This window comes from Empedobacter sp. R132-2 (assembly GCF_030324375.1).
GTDB lineage: Bacteria > Bacteroidota > Bacteroidia > Flavobacteriales > Weeksellaceae > Empedobacter > Empedobacter falsenii_B.
The window spans coordinates 9,678-27,746 of sequence record NZ_JACAGG010000020.1; the positions used below are offsets into that span (position 1 = coordinate 9,678).

At 31.1% G+C, this 18,069-nt stretch carries 18 protein-coding genes, 2 tRNA genes and 1 pseudogene; 15 read left to right on the forward strand and 6 right to left on the reverse strand.

Features of this window, described 5'->3' with window-relative positions:
• The first annotated feature begins 1 nt into the window (after nt 1).
• The 3 genes from HXZ69_RS09965 to HXZ69_RS09975 all read left to right on the forward strand — a co-directional run bounded on the left by HXZ69_RS09965 (nt 2) and on the right by HXZ69_RS09975 (nt 2,102).
• Nucleotides 2-77: transfer RNA gene (locus HXZ69_RS09965), tRNA-His, on the forward strand.
• 41 nt (nt 78-118) lie between these two features.
• Nucleotides 119-194, forward strand: a tRNA-His gene (locus HXZ69_RS09970).
• Nucleotides 195-455: 261 nt separating this feature from the next.
• Nucleotides 456-2,102: a DUF8614 domain-containing protein gene (locus HXZ69_RS09975; protein WP_125349098.1), complete on the forward strand. Its 1,647-nt coding sequence runs from the start codon at nt 456-458 to the stop codon at nt 2,100-2,102.
• A gap of 48 nt (nt 2,103-2,150) precedes the next feature.
• On the opposite strand, the pseudogene HXZ69_RS09980 reads toward HXZ69_RS09975, so the two are convergent.
• Nucleotides 2,151-2,785: pseudogene (locus HXZ69_RS09980) on the reverse strand (NAD(P)H-dependent oxidoreductase).
• Between the two features lie 76 nt (nt 2,786-2,861).
• The gene (locus HXZ69_RS09985) at nt 2,862-3,326 is read right to left on the reverse strand and encodes a hypothetical protein (RefSeq protein ID WP_147279970.1); all 465 of its coding nucleotides are present in this window, start codon (nt 3,324-3,326) and stop codon (nt 2,862-2,864) included.
• 105 nt (nt 3,327-3,431) lie between these two features.
• On the opposite strand from HXZ69_RS09985, the gene HXZ69_RS09990 reads away from it, so the two are divergent.
• The 3 genes from HXZ69_RS09990 to HXZ69_RS10000 are packed head-to-tail and all read left to right on the forward strand — an operon-like array spanning nt 3,432 to nt 5,578.
• A complete protein-coding gene (locus HXZ69_RS09990; RefSeq protein ID WP_219034690.1) occupies nt 3,432-4,448 on the forward strand; it encodes an aminoglycoside phosphotransferase family protein in 1,017 nt (338 codons plus the stop codon).
• Entirely contained in the window at nt 4,441-4,863 is a 423-nt protein-coding gene (locus HXZ69_RS09995) for a RapZ C-terminal domain-containing protein (RefSeq protein WP_219034689.1), read from the forward strand. Before HXZ69_RS09990 ends, HXZ69_RS09995 begins: the two co-directional genes overlap by 8 nt.
• Nucleotide 4,864: 1 nt before the next feature.
• A complete protein-coding gene (locus tag HXZ69_RS10000) occupies nt 4,865-5,578 on the forward strand; it encodes a nucleotidyltransferase family protein (protein WP_219034688.1) in 714 nt (237 codons plus the stop codon).
• A 377-nt stretch (nt 5,579-5,955) separates the two neighbouring features.
• On the opposite strand, the gene HXZ69_RS10005 is transcribed toward HXZ69_RS10000, so the two are convergent.
• Complete coding sequence (locus tag HXZ69_RS10005; RefSeq protein WP_219034687.1) at nt 5,956-6,327, reverse strand: YchJ family protein; 372 nt, start codon at nt 6,325-6,327, stop codon at nt 5,956-5,958.
• 30 nt (nt 6,328-6,357) lie between these two features.
• Nucleotides 6,358-7,080 (reverse strand): RDD family protein, encoded by a 723-nt coding sequence (locus tag HXZ69_RS10010; RefSeq protein WP_219034686.1) that lies wholly within the window; start codon nt 7,078-7,080, stop codon nt 6,358-6,360.
• A gap of 29 nt (nt 7,081-7,109) precedes the next feature.
• Between HXZ69_RS10010 and HXZ69_RS10015 the strand changes: the two genes are divergently transcribed.
• The 6 genes from HXZ69_RS10015 to HXZ69_RS10040 all read left to right on the forward strand — a co-directional run bounded on the left by HXZ69_RS10015 (nt 7,110) and on the right by HXZ69_RS10040 (nt 13,005).
• Nucleotides 7,110-8,105: a stage II sporulation protein M gene (locus tag HXZ69_RS10015; RefSeq protein WP_219034685.1), complete on the forward strand. Its 996-nt coding sequence runs from the start codon at nt 7,110-7,112 to the stop codon at nt 8,103-8,105.
• Nucleotides 8,092-8,754, forward strand: a complete 663-nt coding sequence (locus HXZ69_RS10020) for a hypothetical protein (protein ID WP_280036848.1) — start codon at nt 8,092-8,094, stop codon at nt 8,752-8,754. The genes HXZ69_RS10015 and HXZ69_RS10020 overlap by 14 nt, the downstream gene beginning before the upstream one ends.
• Complete coding sequence (locus tag HXZ69_RS10025; RefSeq protein ID WP_286495855.1) at nt 8,751-9,995, forward strand: DUF4350 family protein; 1,245 nt, start codon at nt 8,751-8,753, stop codon at nt 9,993-9,995. Before HXZ69_RS10020 ends, HXZ69_RS10025 begins: the two co-directional genes overlap by 4 nt.
• Nucleotides 9,995-10,981: an AAA family ATPase gene (locus HXZ69_RS10030; RefSeq protein WP_286495856.1), complete on the forward strand. Its 987-nt coding sequence runs from the start codon at nt 9,995-9,997 to the stop codon at nt 10,979-10,981. Before HXZ69_RS10025 ends, HXZ69_RS10030 begins: the two co-directional genes overlap by 1 nt.
• A complete protein-coding gene (locus HXZ69_RS10035; protein ID WP_219034682.1) occupies nt 10,981-12,309 on the forward strand; it encodes a DUF58 domain-containing protein in 1,329 nt (442 codons plus the stop codon). The genes HXZ69_RS10030 and HXZ69_RS10035 overlap by 1 nt, the downstream gene beginning before the upstream one ends.
• Nucleotides 12,310-12,387: 78 nt before the next feature.
• On the forward strand, nt 12,388-13,005 hold the full coding sequence (locus tag HXZ69_RS10040) for an N-acetylmuramoyl-L-alanine amidase (protein WP_125349084.1): 618 nt from the start codon (nt 12,388-12,390) through the stop codon (nt 13,003-13,005).
• Between the two features lie 49 nt (nt 13,006-13,054).
• On the opposite strand, the gene HXZ69_RS10045 is transcribed toward HXZ69_RS10040, so the two are convergent.
• Both HXZ69_RS10045 and HXZ69_RS10050 read right to left on the reverse strand, forming a co-directional pair.
• The gene (locus HXZ69_RS10045; RefSeq protein ID WP_185144102.1) at nt 13,055-13,408 is read right to left on the reverse strand and encodes a TonB-dependent receptor domain-containing protein; all 354 of its coding nucleotides are present in this window, start codon (nt 13,406-13,408) and stop codon (nt 13,055-13,057) included.
• A gap of 60 nt (nt 13,409-13,468) precedes the next feature.
• A complete protein-coding gene (locus HXZ69_RS10050) occupies nt 13,469-14,158 on the reverse strand; it encodes a DsbA family oxidoreductase (RefSeq protein WP_286495857.1) in 690 nt (229 codons plus the stop codon).
• Between the two features lie 230 nt (nt 14,159-14,388).
• On the opposite strand from HXZ69_RS10050, the gene HXZ69_RS10055 reads away from it, so the two are divergent.
• The 3 genes from HXZ69_RS10055 to purB are packed head-to-tail and all read left to right on the forward strand — an operon-like array spanning nt 14,389 to nt 18,038.
• Nucleotides 14,389-15,678: an adenylosuccinate synthase gene (locus HXZ69_RS10055; protein ID WP_219034680.1), complete on the forward strand. Its 1,290-nt coding sequence runs from the start codon at nt 14,389-14,391 to the stop codon at nt 15,676-15,678.
• A gap of 56 nt (nt 15,679-15,734) precedes the next feature.
• A complete protein-coding gene (locus HXZ69_RS10060; RefSeq protein WP_286495858.1) occupies nt 15,735-16,589 on the forward strand; it encodes a fructosamine kinase family protein in 855 nt (284 codons plus the stop codon).
• A gap of 21 nt (nt 16,590-16,610) precedes the next feature.
• Entirely contained in the window at nt 16,611-18,038 is a 1,428-nt protein-coding gene (gene purB / locus HXZ69_RS10065; protein ID WP_125349080.1) for an adenylosuccinate lyase, read from the forward strand.
• The last annotated feature ends 31 nt before the right edge of the window (nt 18,039-18,069 follow it).

Consider the following 18,069-nt stretch of genomic DNA (forward strand, 5'->3'; position numbering starts at 1 on the left):
TGGTGATTGTAGCTCAGTTGGTTAGAGCGCCGGATTGTGGTTCCGGAGGTCGTGGGTTCGAGACCCATCATTCACCCTAAAACTTTAGAATTAGTTTCAAAAGAAATTCAAACCAAATGGTGATTGTAGCTCAGTTGGTTAGAGCGCCGGATTGTGGTTCCGGAGGTCGTGGGTTCGAGACCCATCATTCACCCATATTAAATCTCAATTTCAATAGAAGTTGAGATTTTTTAATTGAATTAATATCAAAACTTGGGAGCAATGCAAAAATTTGTGATAATCTGAATAAGAAAAAAGCTCTATCTCTAACTTCTTACAATTGCATTCTAAAGCTTTTTAATTTTTGGATTAGGAGTCAGGATTCTTGGTTATTTTAAATTATATTTTTATGGATAAAAAAAATAAGAATGATTTTTAGTTTGATTCTTCGTTGTAAATTTACCAAAACATTCAAAATGAAAAAATCATCAATATTCTTAGGAATGATTGCTTTTGCTGGAGTTTTAAGCTCTTGTTCAACTCAAAAAACAGCAGCAGAATCAACTCAAACCTCAATAGAAATGACAAAAGATTACGCTTTTCAATATTATGCTCAAGTTCCATTAACAACAGATATTTCGCATTTAACAAAAAACGAAAAAGAGATTTTACGTTTGATGTTCAAAACGGCAGATATTATGGACGATTTATTTTGGCAACAAGCTTATGGTGCTAAAATAGATTTGATGGACGAAACGAAAGGTGAAGCCAAAGAATATGCAAAAATAAACTATGGTCCTTGGGATAGATTGAATAACGAAACGCCTTTTATAAACGGTATTGGAGCAAAACCTGCTGGTGCAACTTTCTATCCAATTGATATGACGAAAGAGGAATTTGAACAAGCAAATATCAAAGATGGTAAATCTCCTTACTCAATTATTCGTCGTAATCGTGAAGGAAAATTATATTCGATTCCATACCACGAAAATTTCAAAAATCAATTATCAAAAGCCGCTGAATATTTAACAAAAGCATCAGAATTAGCAGAAGATGCTGGGCTTAAAAAATATTTAAAATTACGTGCTGCAGCTTTGATAAGCGATGATTTTTATGCAAGTGATTTGGCTTGGATGGATATGAAAAATGCAAATATTGATATGGTGGTTGGTCCGATTGAAAATTACGAAGATCAATTGTTTGGATATAAAACTTCATATTCTGCATATATTTTAGTAAAAGATATTGAATGGTCGAAAAAATTGGCAAAATTCGTTCAATATTTACCAGAATTACAGAAGAATTTACCTGTTTCTGCAAATTACAAAAAAGAAATTCCTGGAACTGATTCGGATCTTAATGCGTATGATGTGGTGTATTATGCGGGAGATTGTAACGCTGCTGGAAAAACAATTGCGATTAATTTACCAAATGATGAAAAAGTTCAACTAGAAAAAGGAACGCGCCGTTTGCAATTAAAAAATGCTATGAAAGCGAAATTTGATAAAATTCTTGCCCCAATTGCAACTGCTTTGATTGATGAAAGCCAACAGAAAAACATCAAATTTGATGCATTCTTTTCTAATGTGATGTTTCACGAAGTGGCGCATGGTTTAGGAATCAAAAATACAGTAAATGAAAAAGGTTCTGTCCGCGATGCTTTAAAAGAAGCTAATTCAGCTTTAGAAGAAGGAAAAGCTGATATTCTTGGTTTGTATATGGTGAATCAATTGTTGAAAAAAGGTGAATTGACAGGAACACAAGAAGATTATTTTGTGACTTTCTTGGCTGGAATCTTACGTTCAGTTCGTTTTGGAGCAAGTTCTGCACACGGACAAGCAAACATGATTGCGTTTAACTATTTTGCTGAAAATGGAGCTTTCGAAAAAACTACAAATGGACGTTACAGAGTAAATGTAGCTAAAATGGAAAAAGCAATGAATGGTTTATCAGAATTAATTTTGACACTTCAAGGAAATGGAGATTATGATGGTGTAAAAAAATTATATGCTGATAAAGGAATTATTCACGACGATTTACAAAAAGATTTAGATGTCTTGAAAACAAAAAACATTCCAGTTGATGTTGTTTTTGAACAAGGTCCAAAAATGTTGGGATTGTAAAAATAGATTCAATAAAAAAGCTTTCTCAAAATTGAGAAAGCTTTTTTGTTATTCATATAATTTCGTAGCAAAATCCTTCATCGGATTTCTAACTTTTTTCATTGGCGCTAGCCAATCTTCACTGTCTCTGTATCCCAAAGGAAGCATTAAAACGCTTCGCATTCCTTTTTCTTTCAAATCAAGCAAATCATCCAATTCAGCATTATCAAAACCTTCCATTGGCGTACTATCAATTTTCAATTCTGCTGCTTGAGCAAGAGCAAAACCTAATCCAATGTATGCTTGACGAGCTGTATGTGCAAAATTTTCTTCAGAAGTTTGAGGCAAATAAATTCCTTTCAATTTATCTGTATACGAACCAAAACGACCTCTTGGCAAATCTCTCTCATCCGTTGTATAATCGTAAATTGCATCAATACGATCTTCTGTATAACGATCCCAAGCTACAAAAACCAATAAATGCGAACAATCTACAATCGCTTGCTGACATAGGCAATTGGAACAATTTTTTGTTGCAATTCTTTATTTTTAATAACTAAAATTCTGAACTGTTGCAAACCTGATGAAGTTGGTGCTAAACGAGCTGCTTCAACAATTTTTTTAACGTCTTCTTCTTCAACAATTAAAGACGGATCATATTTTTTTGTAGCGTAACGCCATTTCAAATCATCTATTAAAGACATAATTACTTATTTAAAATCTTTCTAAAAATACATCAAAAAAGTAATCGATCGACCAAAAAATATGCTAAAATTTATGTTATTTATCTTGTTTCCATTCCAAAAAATAACTTCCAGTTGCATTCGTAGAATTCCAACGAACTTGATAATCACCTTTTGCTAAATCAACTGTAAAATTTTCTTCTTTCGAATTTGTAAGTTGACGATTAAACACTACTTCATTATTTTGATCTACAATTTCAAAAATCATTTCGCCTTCTAATTTAATATTCGAATGAAAATTAGCAGTTAAACTTTTCGAAACATTTAGCTTGATATAACTCGTTCCAGAAGCATCTTCAAACTTCGCTTTTGTCCAATTATCACCATTCGAATTCGACCATTTCGAATCCCCCACTCCTTTGTCAAAAAAAGTTCCTTGCGATTTGATATTTGGATTATCCACTTTTCTATAAAAATTATTCGAATCAACATCTGCATTAACTTTTACTGTAATACATGATTGTAACGAAATCATTGCGATAATAAGTGCTATTTTTTTCATATTAGTTTCTCTTTTACTAAATAGATGCAGCATTTTGAAAAAAGTTACAGCAAACAAATATTTTTAAATCATTTTTGATATGCGTAACTTTCGCAAAATATTCTGATGAACGATACTACAGCTCAATTTTTGCAAGAAAACTTTACTCAAAAAGCAATTGAAAGTTTAACTCAACTTTCAGGAGGAGGTTCAGCTCGAGTATATTCGAGATTTTTTGATCAAAATCAGTCGTATATTTTGGCTGAAAGCTCTAATATTGAAGAAAATAAAGTATTTATTCAGTTCTCTTTAGATTTAAAAAAAGTCATCAATAATATTCCAGAAATTGTTTCAGTTTCAGAAGATTTTGCAACCTATGTTCAAACAGATTTAGGAGACGAAACACTGATGAATATTGTCTTGAATGATTTCGAAAAAGCAAAACCTTATTATTTTAAGACATTAGAAAAATTAGCAATTGCTCAAATTCAAGGTGCAACTAAAATCGATTTTAATCATACTTTTTCGTATCCAAAATTAGATAAAACATTAATTTTAAGAGATTTATTTCAGTTTAATTTTTACTTTTTAGATGTCTTAGGAATTGATTACAATGCAGGAAAATTAATCAAAGATTTTGATCGTTTTGCGTCTCAATTTGATAAACTTTCGCCACAAGGTTTTGTGTTCAGAGATTTCCAAACGCGCAACATTATGATTCATCAAAACGAACCTTATTTTATCGATTATCAAGGCGGTTTATATGGACCTGTTGTCTATGATTTGGTTTCGTTAATTTGGCAAGCAAAAGCCAATTTACCATTTGAATTTAAAAAAGAATTATACGAATTTTATTACCAAGAATTAACCAAACAAATTCCAACTTTAGTTCCAATAGATTTTCGTCAATCGTACGAATATTGTGTAGTTGCTCGACTTTTACAAGTTTTAGGAACCTATGGTTTGAGAGGAATTATTGAACGTAAAAAACACTTTTTAGAAAGTATTTCATTTGGGCTTAAAAACTTAGAATCAATAATCGATTATCCTATATTACAAAATTATCCAGAATTAAAACATATTATAAAAATCCTTGTTCTTCCAGAAACGTTAGAACGCATAAATCATAAAATAAATGGCTAAATTAAACATCAACGTTCGTAGTTTTTCGTATAAAAAAGGAATTCCAACCGATCCAACTGGAAATGGTGGTGGTTTCGTTTTTGATTGTCGTGGAATTCTAAATCCAGGTCGAATTCAGGCATATAAAACACAAACAGGGCGCGACGAAGAGGTTAAAAAATACTTGAAAACAGAAACTAAAATTGCAGTTTTTTTAGAAGGTGTTTTTCAAATTATTGACATTTCGATCGAAGATTATTTGCAACGAGGTTTCGAGAATTTAGAAATTAATTTTGGTTGCACAGGCGGACAACATCGATCAGTTTATTCTGCTGATGCGACTGCAAAACATATTCAAGAGAAATTTCCAGAAGCGCAAGTTACGTTACATCATATTGTGCAAGAAGAAAAAAATTGGATAAACGAGGCGTATTAATATGAAAGCAATGATTTTTGCAGCGGGTCTTGGGACTCGTTTAAAACCATTTACTGACAACCATCCCAAAGCTTTAGCAGTTGTAAATGGAAAACCTCTTTTGCAACGAAATATAGAATATTTGAAATCTTTCGGAATTAATGAAATCGTGATTAACGTGCATCATTTTGCAGATCAAATCATTGAGTTTTTAGAAGATAATAATTATTTCGGAATTGAAATTACTATTTCAGATGAAACAGATCAAGTTCTTGAAACTGGTGGTGGTTTGGTTAAAGCAAAAGCTAATTTCGAGGAAGATTTTTTGGTGATGAATGTGGACATTTTAACAGATCTAAATCTTGCTAAATTTATCAAAGCACATCAAGAAAACAAAGCGTTAGTAACGTTAGCAGTTTCTGATCGAAATTCATCTCGTAAACTATTTTTCAATGAACAAAATGAATTAAAAGGTTGGCGAAATCTGAAAACAGAAGAAGAAATAAAAGCTGTAGATTCTTTAGACAATTGCAAAGATTTAGCTTTTAGTGGAATTCATGTTATTTCTCCTACTCTATTTGATAAAATTACAGAGAAAGGTAAATTTTCTATCATGAAAGTTTATATGGACTTGATGAAAACTGAATCTATCATTGGTTTTGATCATTCTGGCGGAATTTTAATCGACGTAGGTCGACCAGAAAGCGTGTTAGAAGCAGAACAATATTTTAAATAGAAAACAAAAAACTCAATTCAATGGATTGAGTTTTTTTATGCAAAAAGTTTACATATCTTAGATAGAATGAAATACATTAATTATTTTATCTATTTAACTATTGTTGTAGTGATAATTCTCGCTTCAATACTTTACTTTTCTTTCAAAAATAAAGTTGGAAAGATTCTGCAAAAATAAATTACAATAAAAGCTTAGTTTTGATTAAGAAAGGATTCAAAGATACTTATCCTTATGACGAACGTTTTTTAGAAATTTATGATACAGAAATTCAGGATAAATTGAAGGAATTGTAAAAGTAATTGCTCAAAAAAAATATCCATTTTTTTTAATTTCTAGACTTCGCTTGAAATAATATTTTCTGAATTTATTTTTAAAAATCAATAAAACTCGCCATCTACATAAAACCATTTGCCATTCTCTTGCACAAACCTAGAAAGTTCATCATGTTCGTAGATTTCACCTTGTTTGTCTTGGTAATAAGCTCTAAATCGAACTTTATTATCTTTAGCAAAAACAATTTCTAACTTTAACCATTTATTCGATTTTGCCCAATCTTCGATATCACTAAAATCATTATCTTTTTGCGTAGAAGAATGTGTTGTATCAACTAAATATTCAGGCAAAACCATTGCAAAAGCAGCGTAACGAGAACGCATCAACTCTTCGGGAGTTTTTGGCAATTCAATATTCAAATGAAAAGGTTCGCAACAAGTTGCATATACTTTTCCAGAACAACAAGGACAATTCATTTTATTCTTTATTTTTTGCAAAGATACTGTTTACTTGTCTTTGTGGTAATGATAATGATCCTGAATCACCACTTGAATAAAATCAATATTTCCTAAACCATCACTTTTCACCTCCATTATTTCCTCCAGTTTTCGCGTTAATTTTAATAAAATATCATAATTATTATTGTTTAATGCAGACGTAAAATTTTCTTTTACAATATTAATATCACGATCAGACAGGCGATAAACTTCGGGAAAACGAATTTTATAGGTTTCAGAAACTTCAGCGAAAATAGTTTGTGATAAAGCTAATTTCGGATTCAAATCAATCAAACATGTATTCGCAACAATATCACCTAAACGTTGACCATTTTTATTTATAATCATCGTTATCAACGCGATAAGTCCAGTAAATAAAAACAATTCGACACTTCCAATTACCCAACGCAAGAAATAATCAAAATTATTGGCACGATTTCCGTCCATTCGTATTACACGAATTTTCATAATCCATTTTCCAATTGTTTGCCCTTTCATTAAAATCTCGAGAACCAACGGATAAAGTAAAAATATAAAACCTATTATACTATAAATTCCCATACGAAACCATTCGTCTCTATTCGGAATAAACTCAGAGAAATAATACATACCGTAGACTAATATGATTCGGATAATCATATCGATGATATACGCAAGCAAACGTTTTCCAAGTGGTGCAATATTATAAGCAATTTGCACGTTTTGAGGTGTATTGACTAAAAGTTTATTCATATATTTGGTTCACTAACAACTACTCTACAATGAGAGAAGCGCATTTTATTGATAAAAATAAGTCTAAATGGTCTGATATTGAACATAATTTGAAAAATAAAATTGATGTTCATCCAGATATTTTAGCAAAAAACTACATCGAAATTACAAATGATTTGGCGTTTGCTCAAACTTATTACCCAAAAAGTAAGACAAAAGATTATTTGAACGAGTTAGCTTTATTTGCGCATCAGTCAATTTACAAAGATCAACGAACTTCTGGGAATCAATTTGTGCAATTTTTCAAAGAAGATGTGCCAAATGTAGTCTACAAAAATCACAAAATGTTGTTGTATTCATTCTTAATTTTTGCCTTAGCGGTTTTAATTGGCGTTTTATCATCGCATTTCGATCCAGATTTTACACGATTAATTTTAGGAAATCAATATGTAGACGAAACGTTAATGAACATCAAAAAAGGTGATCCTGCAGCAATTTACAAATCAGGAAGTCAGACTGGCTCTACATTAGCTATAACCATCAACAATATTCGTGTTGCTTTTTTTGCTTTTACATTAGGATTATTTTTCAGTATTGGATCAGGATATATTCTATTTTCGAACGGAATTATGTTAGGTGCATTTCATTATATGTTTTTCAAAGAAGGCGTTTTGGGAAAGGCAATGTCAGCAATTTGGATGCATGGAACAATCGAAATTTCGGTGATTATTATTGCTGGAGCTTGCGGATTAATGCTTGGAAATGGCTTTATGTTTCCAAAAACTTTATCGCGAAAAAAATCACTCACAATCAAAGCAAAAGAAGCGGTAATGATTTTATTAAGCACTGTTCCAATGTTTATTATAGCTGGATTTATCGAAGGTTTTATTACGCGTTTATATGATGTTAATATTGTATTGAGTTTATTGGTAATAATCCTTTCATTAATCTTAATTATTTGGTATTACATCATTTATCCGATTCAAAAAAATAGACAAAAAACTTTTTCGTTCAATCAAACTTTAGAATCGAATGAAACAATTTAGACTATTTTTTACATTTACATTATTATTAATTCAATTCGTTGTTTTTGCACAAGAAAAAACAGCAGAATTTAAAGCATTCAAAGAAAAATATGCTGGAAAAGAATTTGATTATAATGATGTTCCAAAACCTAAAAAAGAATTCGAACCTGGCTTTTTCTCAAAAATAATCGAAGGTATTTTTAGATTTCTCTCTTATTTACCTTGGGAAATCATTTTCTATTTTGTAATTGGATTATTCTTAATTTTTCTTGCCACACGTATTTACAAAAATGGTGGAATTCTTAAACGAAATTCGAAAAAATTATATGACGAATCTGATTTTGATTTTATCGAAGAAAATTTAGCCGAAGTTAATTTGAATTCATTAATCAATAAAGCAGAAACAGAACAAAATTTTGCTTTAGCAATTCGTTATTTGCATTATCAAAATCTACAAAATTTAGATAAAAAAGGTTGGATTGAATGGGATCCGAAGAAAACAAATCAACAATTTATCAATCAAATAAAAGACGAAAAATCAAAGATTTTATTCAATCAAAATACTAAAATTTTCAATCAAGTTTGGTTTGGAGAATTTAAAATTGATGAAAATAAATACCACGAATTCAAGACAAATTTCAATCAGTTTAACCAATATTTAGCCTCATGAAAAAGAAATTAGGTATTCTATTAGGCGCTATTTTATTGATCGGAATTTTTATATTTTCTTTCTCAAAACTTCGTTATAAGCTTCCTAAATCATGGAATGTAAGCCTTTATCAAAATAGTAAAGATCCGTACGGATTATTTATTATGCACGAAGAACTTGGGAAGTTATCTAATGGGAAAATGAAAGATTTGGAAAAACTTTCTGAATTAAAAATTGATCCTAAAAAAGCAAAAGATTATGCAGTTGTTGTGCTCGGTTCTGAAATTTATTTTGATACAGTTTCTAAAAATTTATTGAGCAAAATTGCCGAAAATGGTGGAATTGTGATGATTGCAGATTATTATGACAATTTTGGTGATGACACAAATGGAAAAGAAGATATTAACGAAGAAACGTATTCTACAGATACGCCAACAACTGATTCTACGGAATCTGAAGAGAATATCTTGTACAATCAGACAATAAATATTAATGATAATTTTGAACTTAGAACAAATAAATTGTTCAAAATAAAGAAGAAAAAAGAAATCGAACATCACTATTTTAGCGATATCACAAATGATTCTGAAATTTTTGGAACAATTACTTATAAAGATAAGGCTTACCCAAATTATTTAAAAATCAAACCAAAAAATTATAAAGGTTATTATTTATATCACGCAGAACCGCTTTATTTTACCAATTATTATTTGTTAAATGAGGACAGTTATTTCTATGCTAAATCAGTTTTAGAACCACTGAAAGGGAAAACTATTTTTTGGTACAATACCTCGAAAACTTATGCAGGAAGTTCATCAATGATGCGTTTCATAATGAGCGAACCAGCTCTAAAAGCTGCTTGGATTACGTTATTGGTTTTACTTTTCTTCTTTTTAATTTTTAGAAGCAAACGCGAACAACGCATCATTCCAATTTATACCAAAGAAGAAAATCATACCGTCGAATTTGCTAAGACAATTTCCTCTTTATACCAAGAAAATGGCGAAGTAAAAGACATTGTTTCAAAGAAAATCGATTATTTTTTATACAAATTGAGAAAAACATTTTTAATCGAAACAGACGATATTACAAACAAACAATTCATTGAAATTGTTGCACAAAAAGCAAATTTGAGCCAAGAAGAATGTCTTGAAAAATTCACGATTCTGAAAAATATTTATCAAAAAAATCAACCAAATGAACACGATTTGAAAATTGTGTATCAAATCATCGAAAACTATAAACAAAAAGCAAATATCTAATGAGCGAAAATACATATCAACCATTCGAAAATAGAGTCGATTTTTCGGATGTACAACATAAAATGCAAACTGTAAAAAATGAATTGAAAAAGGTAATTGTCGGACAAGATGATATTATCGATCAATTAATTTTGGCTTTGCTTTCTAACGGACATTCTCTGATAGAAGGTTTGCCTGGAGTTGCCAAAACAATGATGGCAAAATTGTTGGCAAAAACGATAGATTCTGGTTTTAGTAGAATTCAGTTTACGCCAGATTTAATGCCTTCTGATGTGATTGGAACGTCTATTTTAAATTCTAAAATCAATGAATTTGAGTTCAAAAAAGGACCAATTTTTTCGAATATTATTTTAATTGATGAGATTAACCGTTCGCCTGCAAAAACTCAAGCGGCTTTATTCGAATCGATGTCAGAAAAACAAGTGACGGTTGATGGAACAACTTATCCTTTACAAGCTCCTTTTCTAGTTTTTGCAACTCAAAATCCAATCGAGCAAGAAGGAACGTATCGCTTACCAGAAGCACAATTGGATCGTTTTATGTTTAAGATTTATGTCAAATATCCTTCGTTAGAAAGTGAAATTGAATTATTGAAAGAACAACAAGAACGCAAAAATATTGACAAAGAAACGTTGGTAGAAAAAGTAATTTCAGGAAATGAAATTATTGAGTTCCAAGATCGCATAAAATCAGTTTTCGTACACGAAGCGTTGATTACGTATATTGCGACAATTGTTCATCAAACCAGAATCGATCAAACCTTGTATATGGGTGCATCGCCACGTGCTTCTATCGCGATTTTAGATGCTGCAAAATCAAATGCAGCGGTGAATGGACGCGATTTTGTGATTCCAGAAGATATCAAGCAAATTGCGCATACAATTTTGGGACACCGCGTTGTGATGGTTCCTGAAAAAGAGATGGAAGGTTTTACAACACAACATATTATTCAGCAAATTATTGATCGCGTAGAAATTCCTCGTTAATGAAATTTTTCAGAAGCTTATTTCTTACCAATCGCTTTTTTTATGCGGGATTATTCATTGCATTTTGTTATGTGATTGCATTTTTTCTATCTCCTATTTACATTATTGCAAAGATTTTGACACTTGTCTTTATCGTCAGTGTTATTGTCGAAATATTTTTGGTTTATATTCCTAAAACTTCCATTGAAGTTCTTCGAAATTATCCAGAACGACTTTCAAATGGTGATGAAAATGAATTGGAACTTTTCGTAACAAATCATTATCAATTCCCTCTAAATGTAAGGATTATAGAAGAGTTTCCTGTTCAATTACAATTAAGAGATTTTCAGTTTAGAAAACGATTTAAAAGTAGTCAAAATACTAAATTTGATTTCAAAATTCGACCAACAGAACGAGGTTCATATAAATTTGGATTAACAAATGTATTTATTTCTGTTTTTGGATTGATTGAGAAAAAGATCAAAATAAACGAACCAATTTCGATTGCTTGTTATCCTTCTTATTTGCAATTAAAACAGTTTCAATTATATTCTACCGCTCAGTTACAGAATCAATTTGGAATGAAAAGGATTCGAAAAATTGGAACAAATACAGAATTTGAAAATATAAAAAATTATACGATTGGTGACGAATATCGTTTAATCAATTGGAAAGCAACGGCAAAAGCAAATCGACTGATGGTCAATCAATTTCAGGAAGAAAAATCGCAGCCTGTTTATTCGTTAATTGACTTAGGGAGAACGATGCGAATGCCTTTTGATGGTTTAAAATTGTTGGATTATTCAATCAATTCTAGCTTAGTTGTCGCAAATATTTCACTTCAAAAAAATGAAAAAGCAGGTTTAATAACATTTAATAAAAGAATTCAAGATCACGTTGTTGCGGATAGAAAAAATCATCAAATGCAATTGATTTTGGAGAAATTATACAATGTACAAACTGATTTTTTGGAAAGTGATTTTGGACAATTGTATGCCTATATCAAACGAAAATTAACGCAACGATCGCTTTTATTTATTTATACCAATTTTGAAACAATTGATGGTTTGGAACGTCAATTACCATATCTGAAATTGATTAAAAAATCGCATGTTGTCGTTTTGATTCTATTTAAAAATTCGGAATTGAAAAAACTTAATCATCAGAAAGCAAAGACTACTACTGATATTTACGATCAAACAATTGCCGAAAAGTTTAATTACGACAAAGAATTAATCATAAATCGTTTGCATCAATTCGGGATTTTAACGATTTACTGCGAACCACAAGAATTGTCTATTAACTTAATCAATAAATATTTAGAGATAAAAGCGCGAGGTTTGTTTTAAAAAAAGTTTTTTTAACCATTTTTTTAGAAAAATAAGCACAATTATTGCTTAAAGTTGGTCAATTTAATCTGAACAACCATGAAAAAACTATTACAGATCTTTTGTTTAATTTTAACAACAAGTCTTTTTGCACAAACAAATTTTATCGAAAATAAAACACTTTCTACAAAGCGCGTAATCCTTTTGGACGCTGGACATGGAGGAACAGATACTGGCGTAAAAAAAGATGAATTTCAGGAAAAAGATATTGCGCTGAAAATTGCAGAAATTATTCAAGAAAAAAATCCTTTTACAGATATTGATTTTGTATTATTGAGAAAAGGTGACGAACAAATTATCAATACAAGTCGTGCGAAAATGATTAATGAAATAAAACCTGATTTGGTTTTATCAATTCACGCAAATTATAATGTAAAAGATTCGAAAAAAGGAACAGAAATTCACCTTTCTCCATTGAATCCTACTTTCGAAGAATGTAAAATACTTGGCGAAAAAATTGGAACAAGTATAAGTTCTTTAGGTTTTGAAAACTTAGGAATTGTTGAAACAAATTCGAAAATATTACGAGATTCACAAGTTCCAATTATTATGATTGAAATCGGTTATTTGACAAATGACGATGACCGAAAAATATTAACAAACGAAAGTAATTACCCTAAAATAGCAGATAAAATTTTTGAAGCATTGAAGAATTAGACATAAAAAAATCTCAGAGTATTTTGCTCTGAGATTTTTTGTTTTTTCTCTATTTTCCATCCAATTCTTGTTCTTGATGAAAGGCAATTTGACCAAAATCATCTTGTATATTTTGATAATAAACTTTTGCTTGTAAATAATCTTTGAATCCATAACTTAACTCGAAATTATACACAAAAGCTGGTTGCATAAAAGGATTTCCTTCTGTGTAAGAAATAGGATTACTATACCATTTATTTGGATTTAATTCCCAAAAAGCTGGTCGTTGAATTCTTCGCCCAAAATTAAAATTGAACGAATGATCTTCTGTTGACTGATATTGAATATAAAACTTTGAAAAGCTCTTTTCATAAAAATCAATTAGCAGAAAAAATTGTACAATTTTTAGAAAATTATCAATCAATATAAAACGAAAAAAAGGACTTCAATTAAAGTCCTTTTCTATATTTATTTGCAAATTGTATTAATCACAATTTCCGTCTACATCACAAGAAGCACCATTTTGTGGTTGGTCCAAATGATCTTTTTCGTAAGCTTGTGTCAAAGCAGAAACGAAATACTCGACTGGTTGAGCACCAGAAAGTGCATATTTACGGTCAATTACGAAAAACGGAACGCCAGAAACACCAATATTACGCGCATCTAAAATATCCGAAGCAACTTCAAAAACATTTGCATCAGAATTTAGCATTTCAAGAACTTCGGTTTTGTTCAAACCAATTTCTTCTCCCAATTCAGCCAAAACTTCATAATCAGCTACATTTTTACCTTCTGTAAAATACGCTTTAAAAAGTCTTTCTTCTGCTTCCGAACCTTTTCCATTCGCTTGCGCAAAATGAATCAATCGGTGAGCATCACCCGTATTGACAACTTTAGAATTTTGTTGTTGAAAATCAATTCCAACAACTTTTCCCATTTCAGCCAATTGATTATTCATTGCCGAAACTTGTTCTTCCGAAATTCCTTTTGTTTTGATTAAATAATCATTGACAGAAGTAATTTCAGTTTTTGATAAATCAGGATTTAACTGAAAACTTTTCCATTCAACCTGTATTTTATCTTGATAAGGAATTTGCGTTAAAGCTTGTTCAAAATGTTTTTTTCCGATATAACAGAACGGACACATTACATCCGACCAGATTTCAATTTTCATTATAGAAATTTTTGGTGTAAAAGTTTGTAAAAATACGCTTTTTATTTGAATGGATTCGGTTATTTTTCGGTTAATTTTATCTTGAAAAATTATTAACAAAATCTTGAAAAATAATCGTGCTAAATTGAGTTTTAAATTTGTTTAAGACAAGGTTTAAATTACCTTTGCAGTGAACCAAGAAAAGATGATTAGTTTCATTTTTATTCCAAATCAAATAACGAACAAACAATATGTCAACACACGTAGTAGTCGGTCTTCAATGGGGTGACGAGGGAAAAGGAAAAATTACAGATGTATTAGCCGAAAAATCGGATTATGTTGTACGCTACCAAGGTGGTAACAACGCTGGTCATACGGTATATGTAGGCGATGATAAATTTGTCTTACACTTATTACCTTCTGGAGTTTTACAATGCAAAGGAAAATGTATTATTGCGAATGGTGTCGTAGTAAATCCTGAAGCTTTTTTTGCAGAAACTGAACAATTAGAAGCAAAAGGTTTATCTACAGATCACGTTTTTATCTCGAGAAGAGCGCATATCATCATGCCTTATCACATTTTGTTAGACGAATATCGTGAAGAATTTGCAGGAAAAGATAGTCAAATTGGTACAACAAAACGCGGAATTGGTCCTTGTTATGAGGATAAAGTAGCGCGCGTTGGTATTCGTGCAATTGATTTATTAAATCCTGAAGTTTTAGCAGAAAAAATCAAAGAAAATTTAGTGGTTAAAAATGCTTTATTCGAAAAATTATTCAATAAAGAACCATTAAAATTCGAAGACATTTACGAAAAATATTTAGCTTATGGTGAGCGTTTGAAAGAACGTATCTTAGATTCTGAGTTAGAAATTAACCACGCAATTGACGAAGGTAAAAATGTATTATTCGAAGGTGCTCAAGCATTAATGTTAGACATCGATTTTGGTACATATCCATTCGTTACATCATCTTCTCCAACAACAGGTGGAGTTTGTGTTGGTGCTGGAGTTCCTCCTACAAAATTGAAAAATTTGATTGGAGTTTCGAAAGCATATTGTACACGCGTTGGTAACGGTCCTTTCCCAACAGAATTGGACAACGAATTAGGAGAACAAATTCGTCAAGTTGGTCACGAATTCGGAGCGTCGACAGGTCGTCCACGCCGCACAGGTTGGTTAGATTTAGTTGCATTGAAACACGCTTGTATGATTAATGGAATTACACATTTAGTAATTACTAAATTAGATGTAATGTCGAATATTGATACAGTAAAAGTTTGTACAGGTTACAAAACAGAAGACGGAAAAATCATTGATTATTTCACTTCTTCTACAACTAAATTAGCTGATTACGAAGCGCAATACGACGAATTACCAGGATGGAAAGAAGATATTACAAACGTAAAATCTTTTGATGAGTTACCGCAAACAGCGCAAGATTACATTCACTACATTGAGAAATACTTAGGAATCGAAGTTTATTTAGTTTCGGTTGGACCAGAGCGTTCTCAAAACATTATTAGAACAACTTTATTTTAATAAATTAAATAGTATAGCCTGACTTTTGTTGGGCTATAACTTTATGAGATATTTTTATGAACGAAATTTTAGTACGATTAAAACAATTGAATTTAGGTATAGATTCTATCGTCCCGATGAAAGGTGGTGATATTAACGATGCTTTTCGATTAGAATCGTTTGATAAAAAATATTTTTTAAAGGTAAATTCCGCAAACAACTTTCCTCATCTTTTCAAGAAAGAAGCACGTGCTTTAGAAGCCATCAAAAAGACCAAAACATTTTCGGTTCCGAAAGTGGTAAATGTTGGCGAAGCTGGAAAAGATTTTCAATATTTATTATTAGAATGGATGGAAACCTCTACTCCAACTGTTGTAAATTGGGAAAACTTAGGAAAAAATTTAGCAAAACTTCATCAAAATACAAGTAAACAATTTGGTTGGTCAGAAGATAATTACATTGCAATTGTCGTTCAGCCGAATAGTTTAACAGATTCTTGGAGCGAATTTTATGCAAAAAATCGCATCATGCCAATGATGAAACTATTGCAAAACAAACAATTAATCAATTCAAAACAAATAAAATCTGCAGAGAGTTTATGTAAACAATTGAATTCGATATTTCCAGAAGAAAAACCTGCTTTATTGCATGGAGATTTTTGGAATGGAAATATTTTAGCCAACAAAAAAGGCGAATTCTCGGTTATAGATCCTGCAATTTATTATGGTCATCGCGAAATGGATTTGGCTATTGCAAAGCTTTTTGGAGGATTTGATGATGTATTTTTTGATGCCTATCACGAAAATAATCCTTTAGCACCAAATTTCGAAGAGCGTTTACCAATTGCACAATTATTTCCATTGCTGATACACGCTTACCTTTTCGAAGGTTATTATGTGAAAGATGTGCAAACCATTTTGAAAAAATTTTAAAAAACAAAACAAACAAATACAATGAACAAGTATCAAAATCCTTTAGAATCGAGATATTGTAGCGACGAAATGCTATATATCTTTTCTCCTGAGAAAAAATTTACAACATGGAGACAGCTTTGGATTGCTTTGGCAGAAATTGAAAAGGAACTTGGATTAGATATTACAGACGAACAAATTCAAGAATTAAAAAATAATGCAACTAATATTGATTATGATGTTGCTGCGGCTTACGAAAAGAAATTTCGTCACGATGTAATGGCTCACGTGCATACGTACGGAGATGTTGCACCAAGCGCAAAAGCAATTATTCATTTAGGCGCTACTTCGGCTTTTGTTGGCGATAACACAGATTTGATTCAGATTCGTGATGGATTTCAACATGTAAAAGGACAATTAATCAATGTGATTGATGGTTTAGCAAAATTTGCGCGTCAATACAAAGATTTACCAACTTTAGGATTTACGCATTTCCAACCAGCACAATTAACAACCGTTGGAAAACGTGCAACACTTTGGTTACAATCTGTTTTATTAGATTTAGAAGAATTAGAATTCAGAATAGATACGTTACGTTTTCGCGGTGTAAAAGGAACAACTGGAACAGCGGCTTCTTTCAAAGAATTATTTGATGGAGATTACCAAAAAGTAAAAACATTAGACAAAAAATTATCTGAACGTTTCGGATTCAAAAATGTTTTTGCAGTTTCAGGACAAACTTACGATCGTAAAATTGATGCTCAAGCATTAGAATTATTATCAAACATTGCACAATCTGCACATAAATTTACAAACGACTTGCGTTTATTACAAAATTTAAAAGAGATTGAAGAACCTTTCGAAAAAAATCAAATTGGATCTTCTGCAATGGCATACAAACGCAATCCTATGCGTTCAGAGCGTATCGCCTCTTTAGCGAAATACGTGATGTCCTTAGCAACTTCTCCTGCAATGGTTGCTTCAACTCAATGGTTCGAAAGAACGTTGGACGATTCGGCTAACAAACGCTTAGCAGTACCTCAAGCATTTTTAGCGATTGATGCAATTTTAATCATTTGGAACAATATTTTAGATGGTTTAGTCGTTTATCCTAAAATCATCGAGAAGCATATCGCGGAAGAATTACCATTTATGGCAACCGAATATATCATTATGGAAGGTGTTAAAAATGGTGGAGATCGTCAAGAATTACACGAAATTATCCGTACACATTCTATGGAAGCTGCAAAACAAGTGAAAATGGAAGGAAAATCTAACGATTTAATTGAACGTATCATTGCCGATGAAAATGTAAAAATTGACAAAGAGAAATTAGTCGAATTATTAGATCCGAAAAACTTTACAGGATTTGCTTCTGAACAAACAGAAGAATTCTTAAAAGATTTGGTTGATCCAATTATCGAAGAAAATAAAACACTTTTAGGCGCTCATACAGACCTTAAAGTGTAAACACGCTTAAGACAAACACATGAAACAAAAA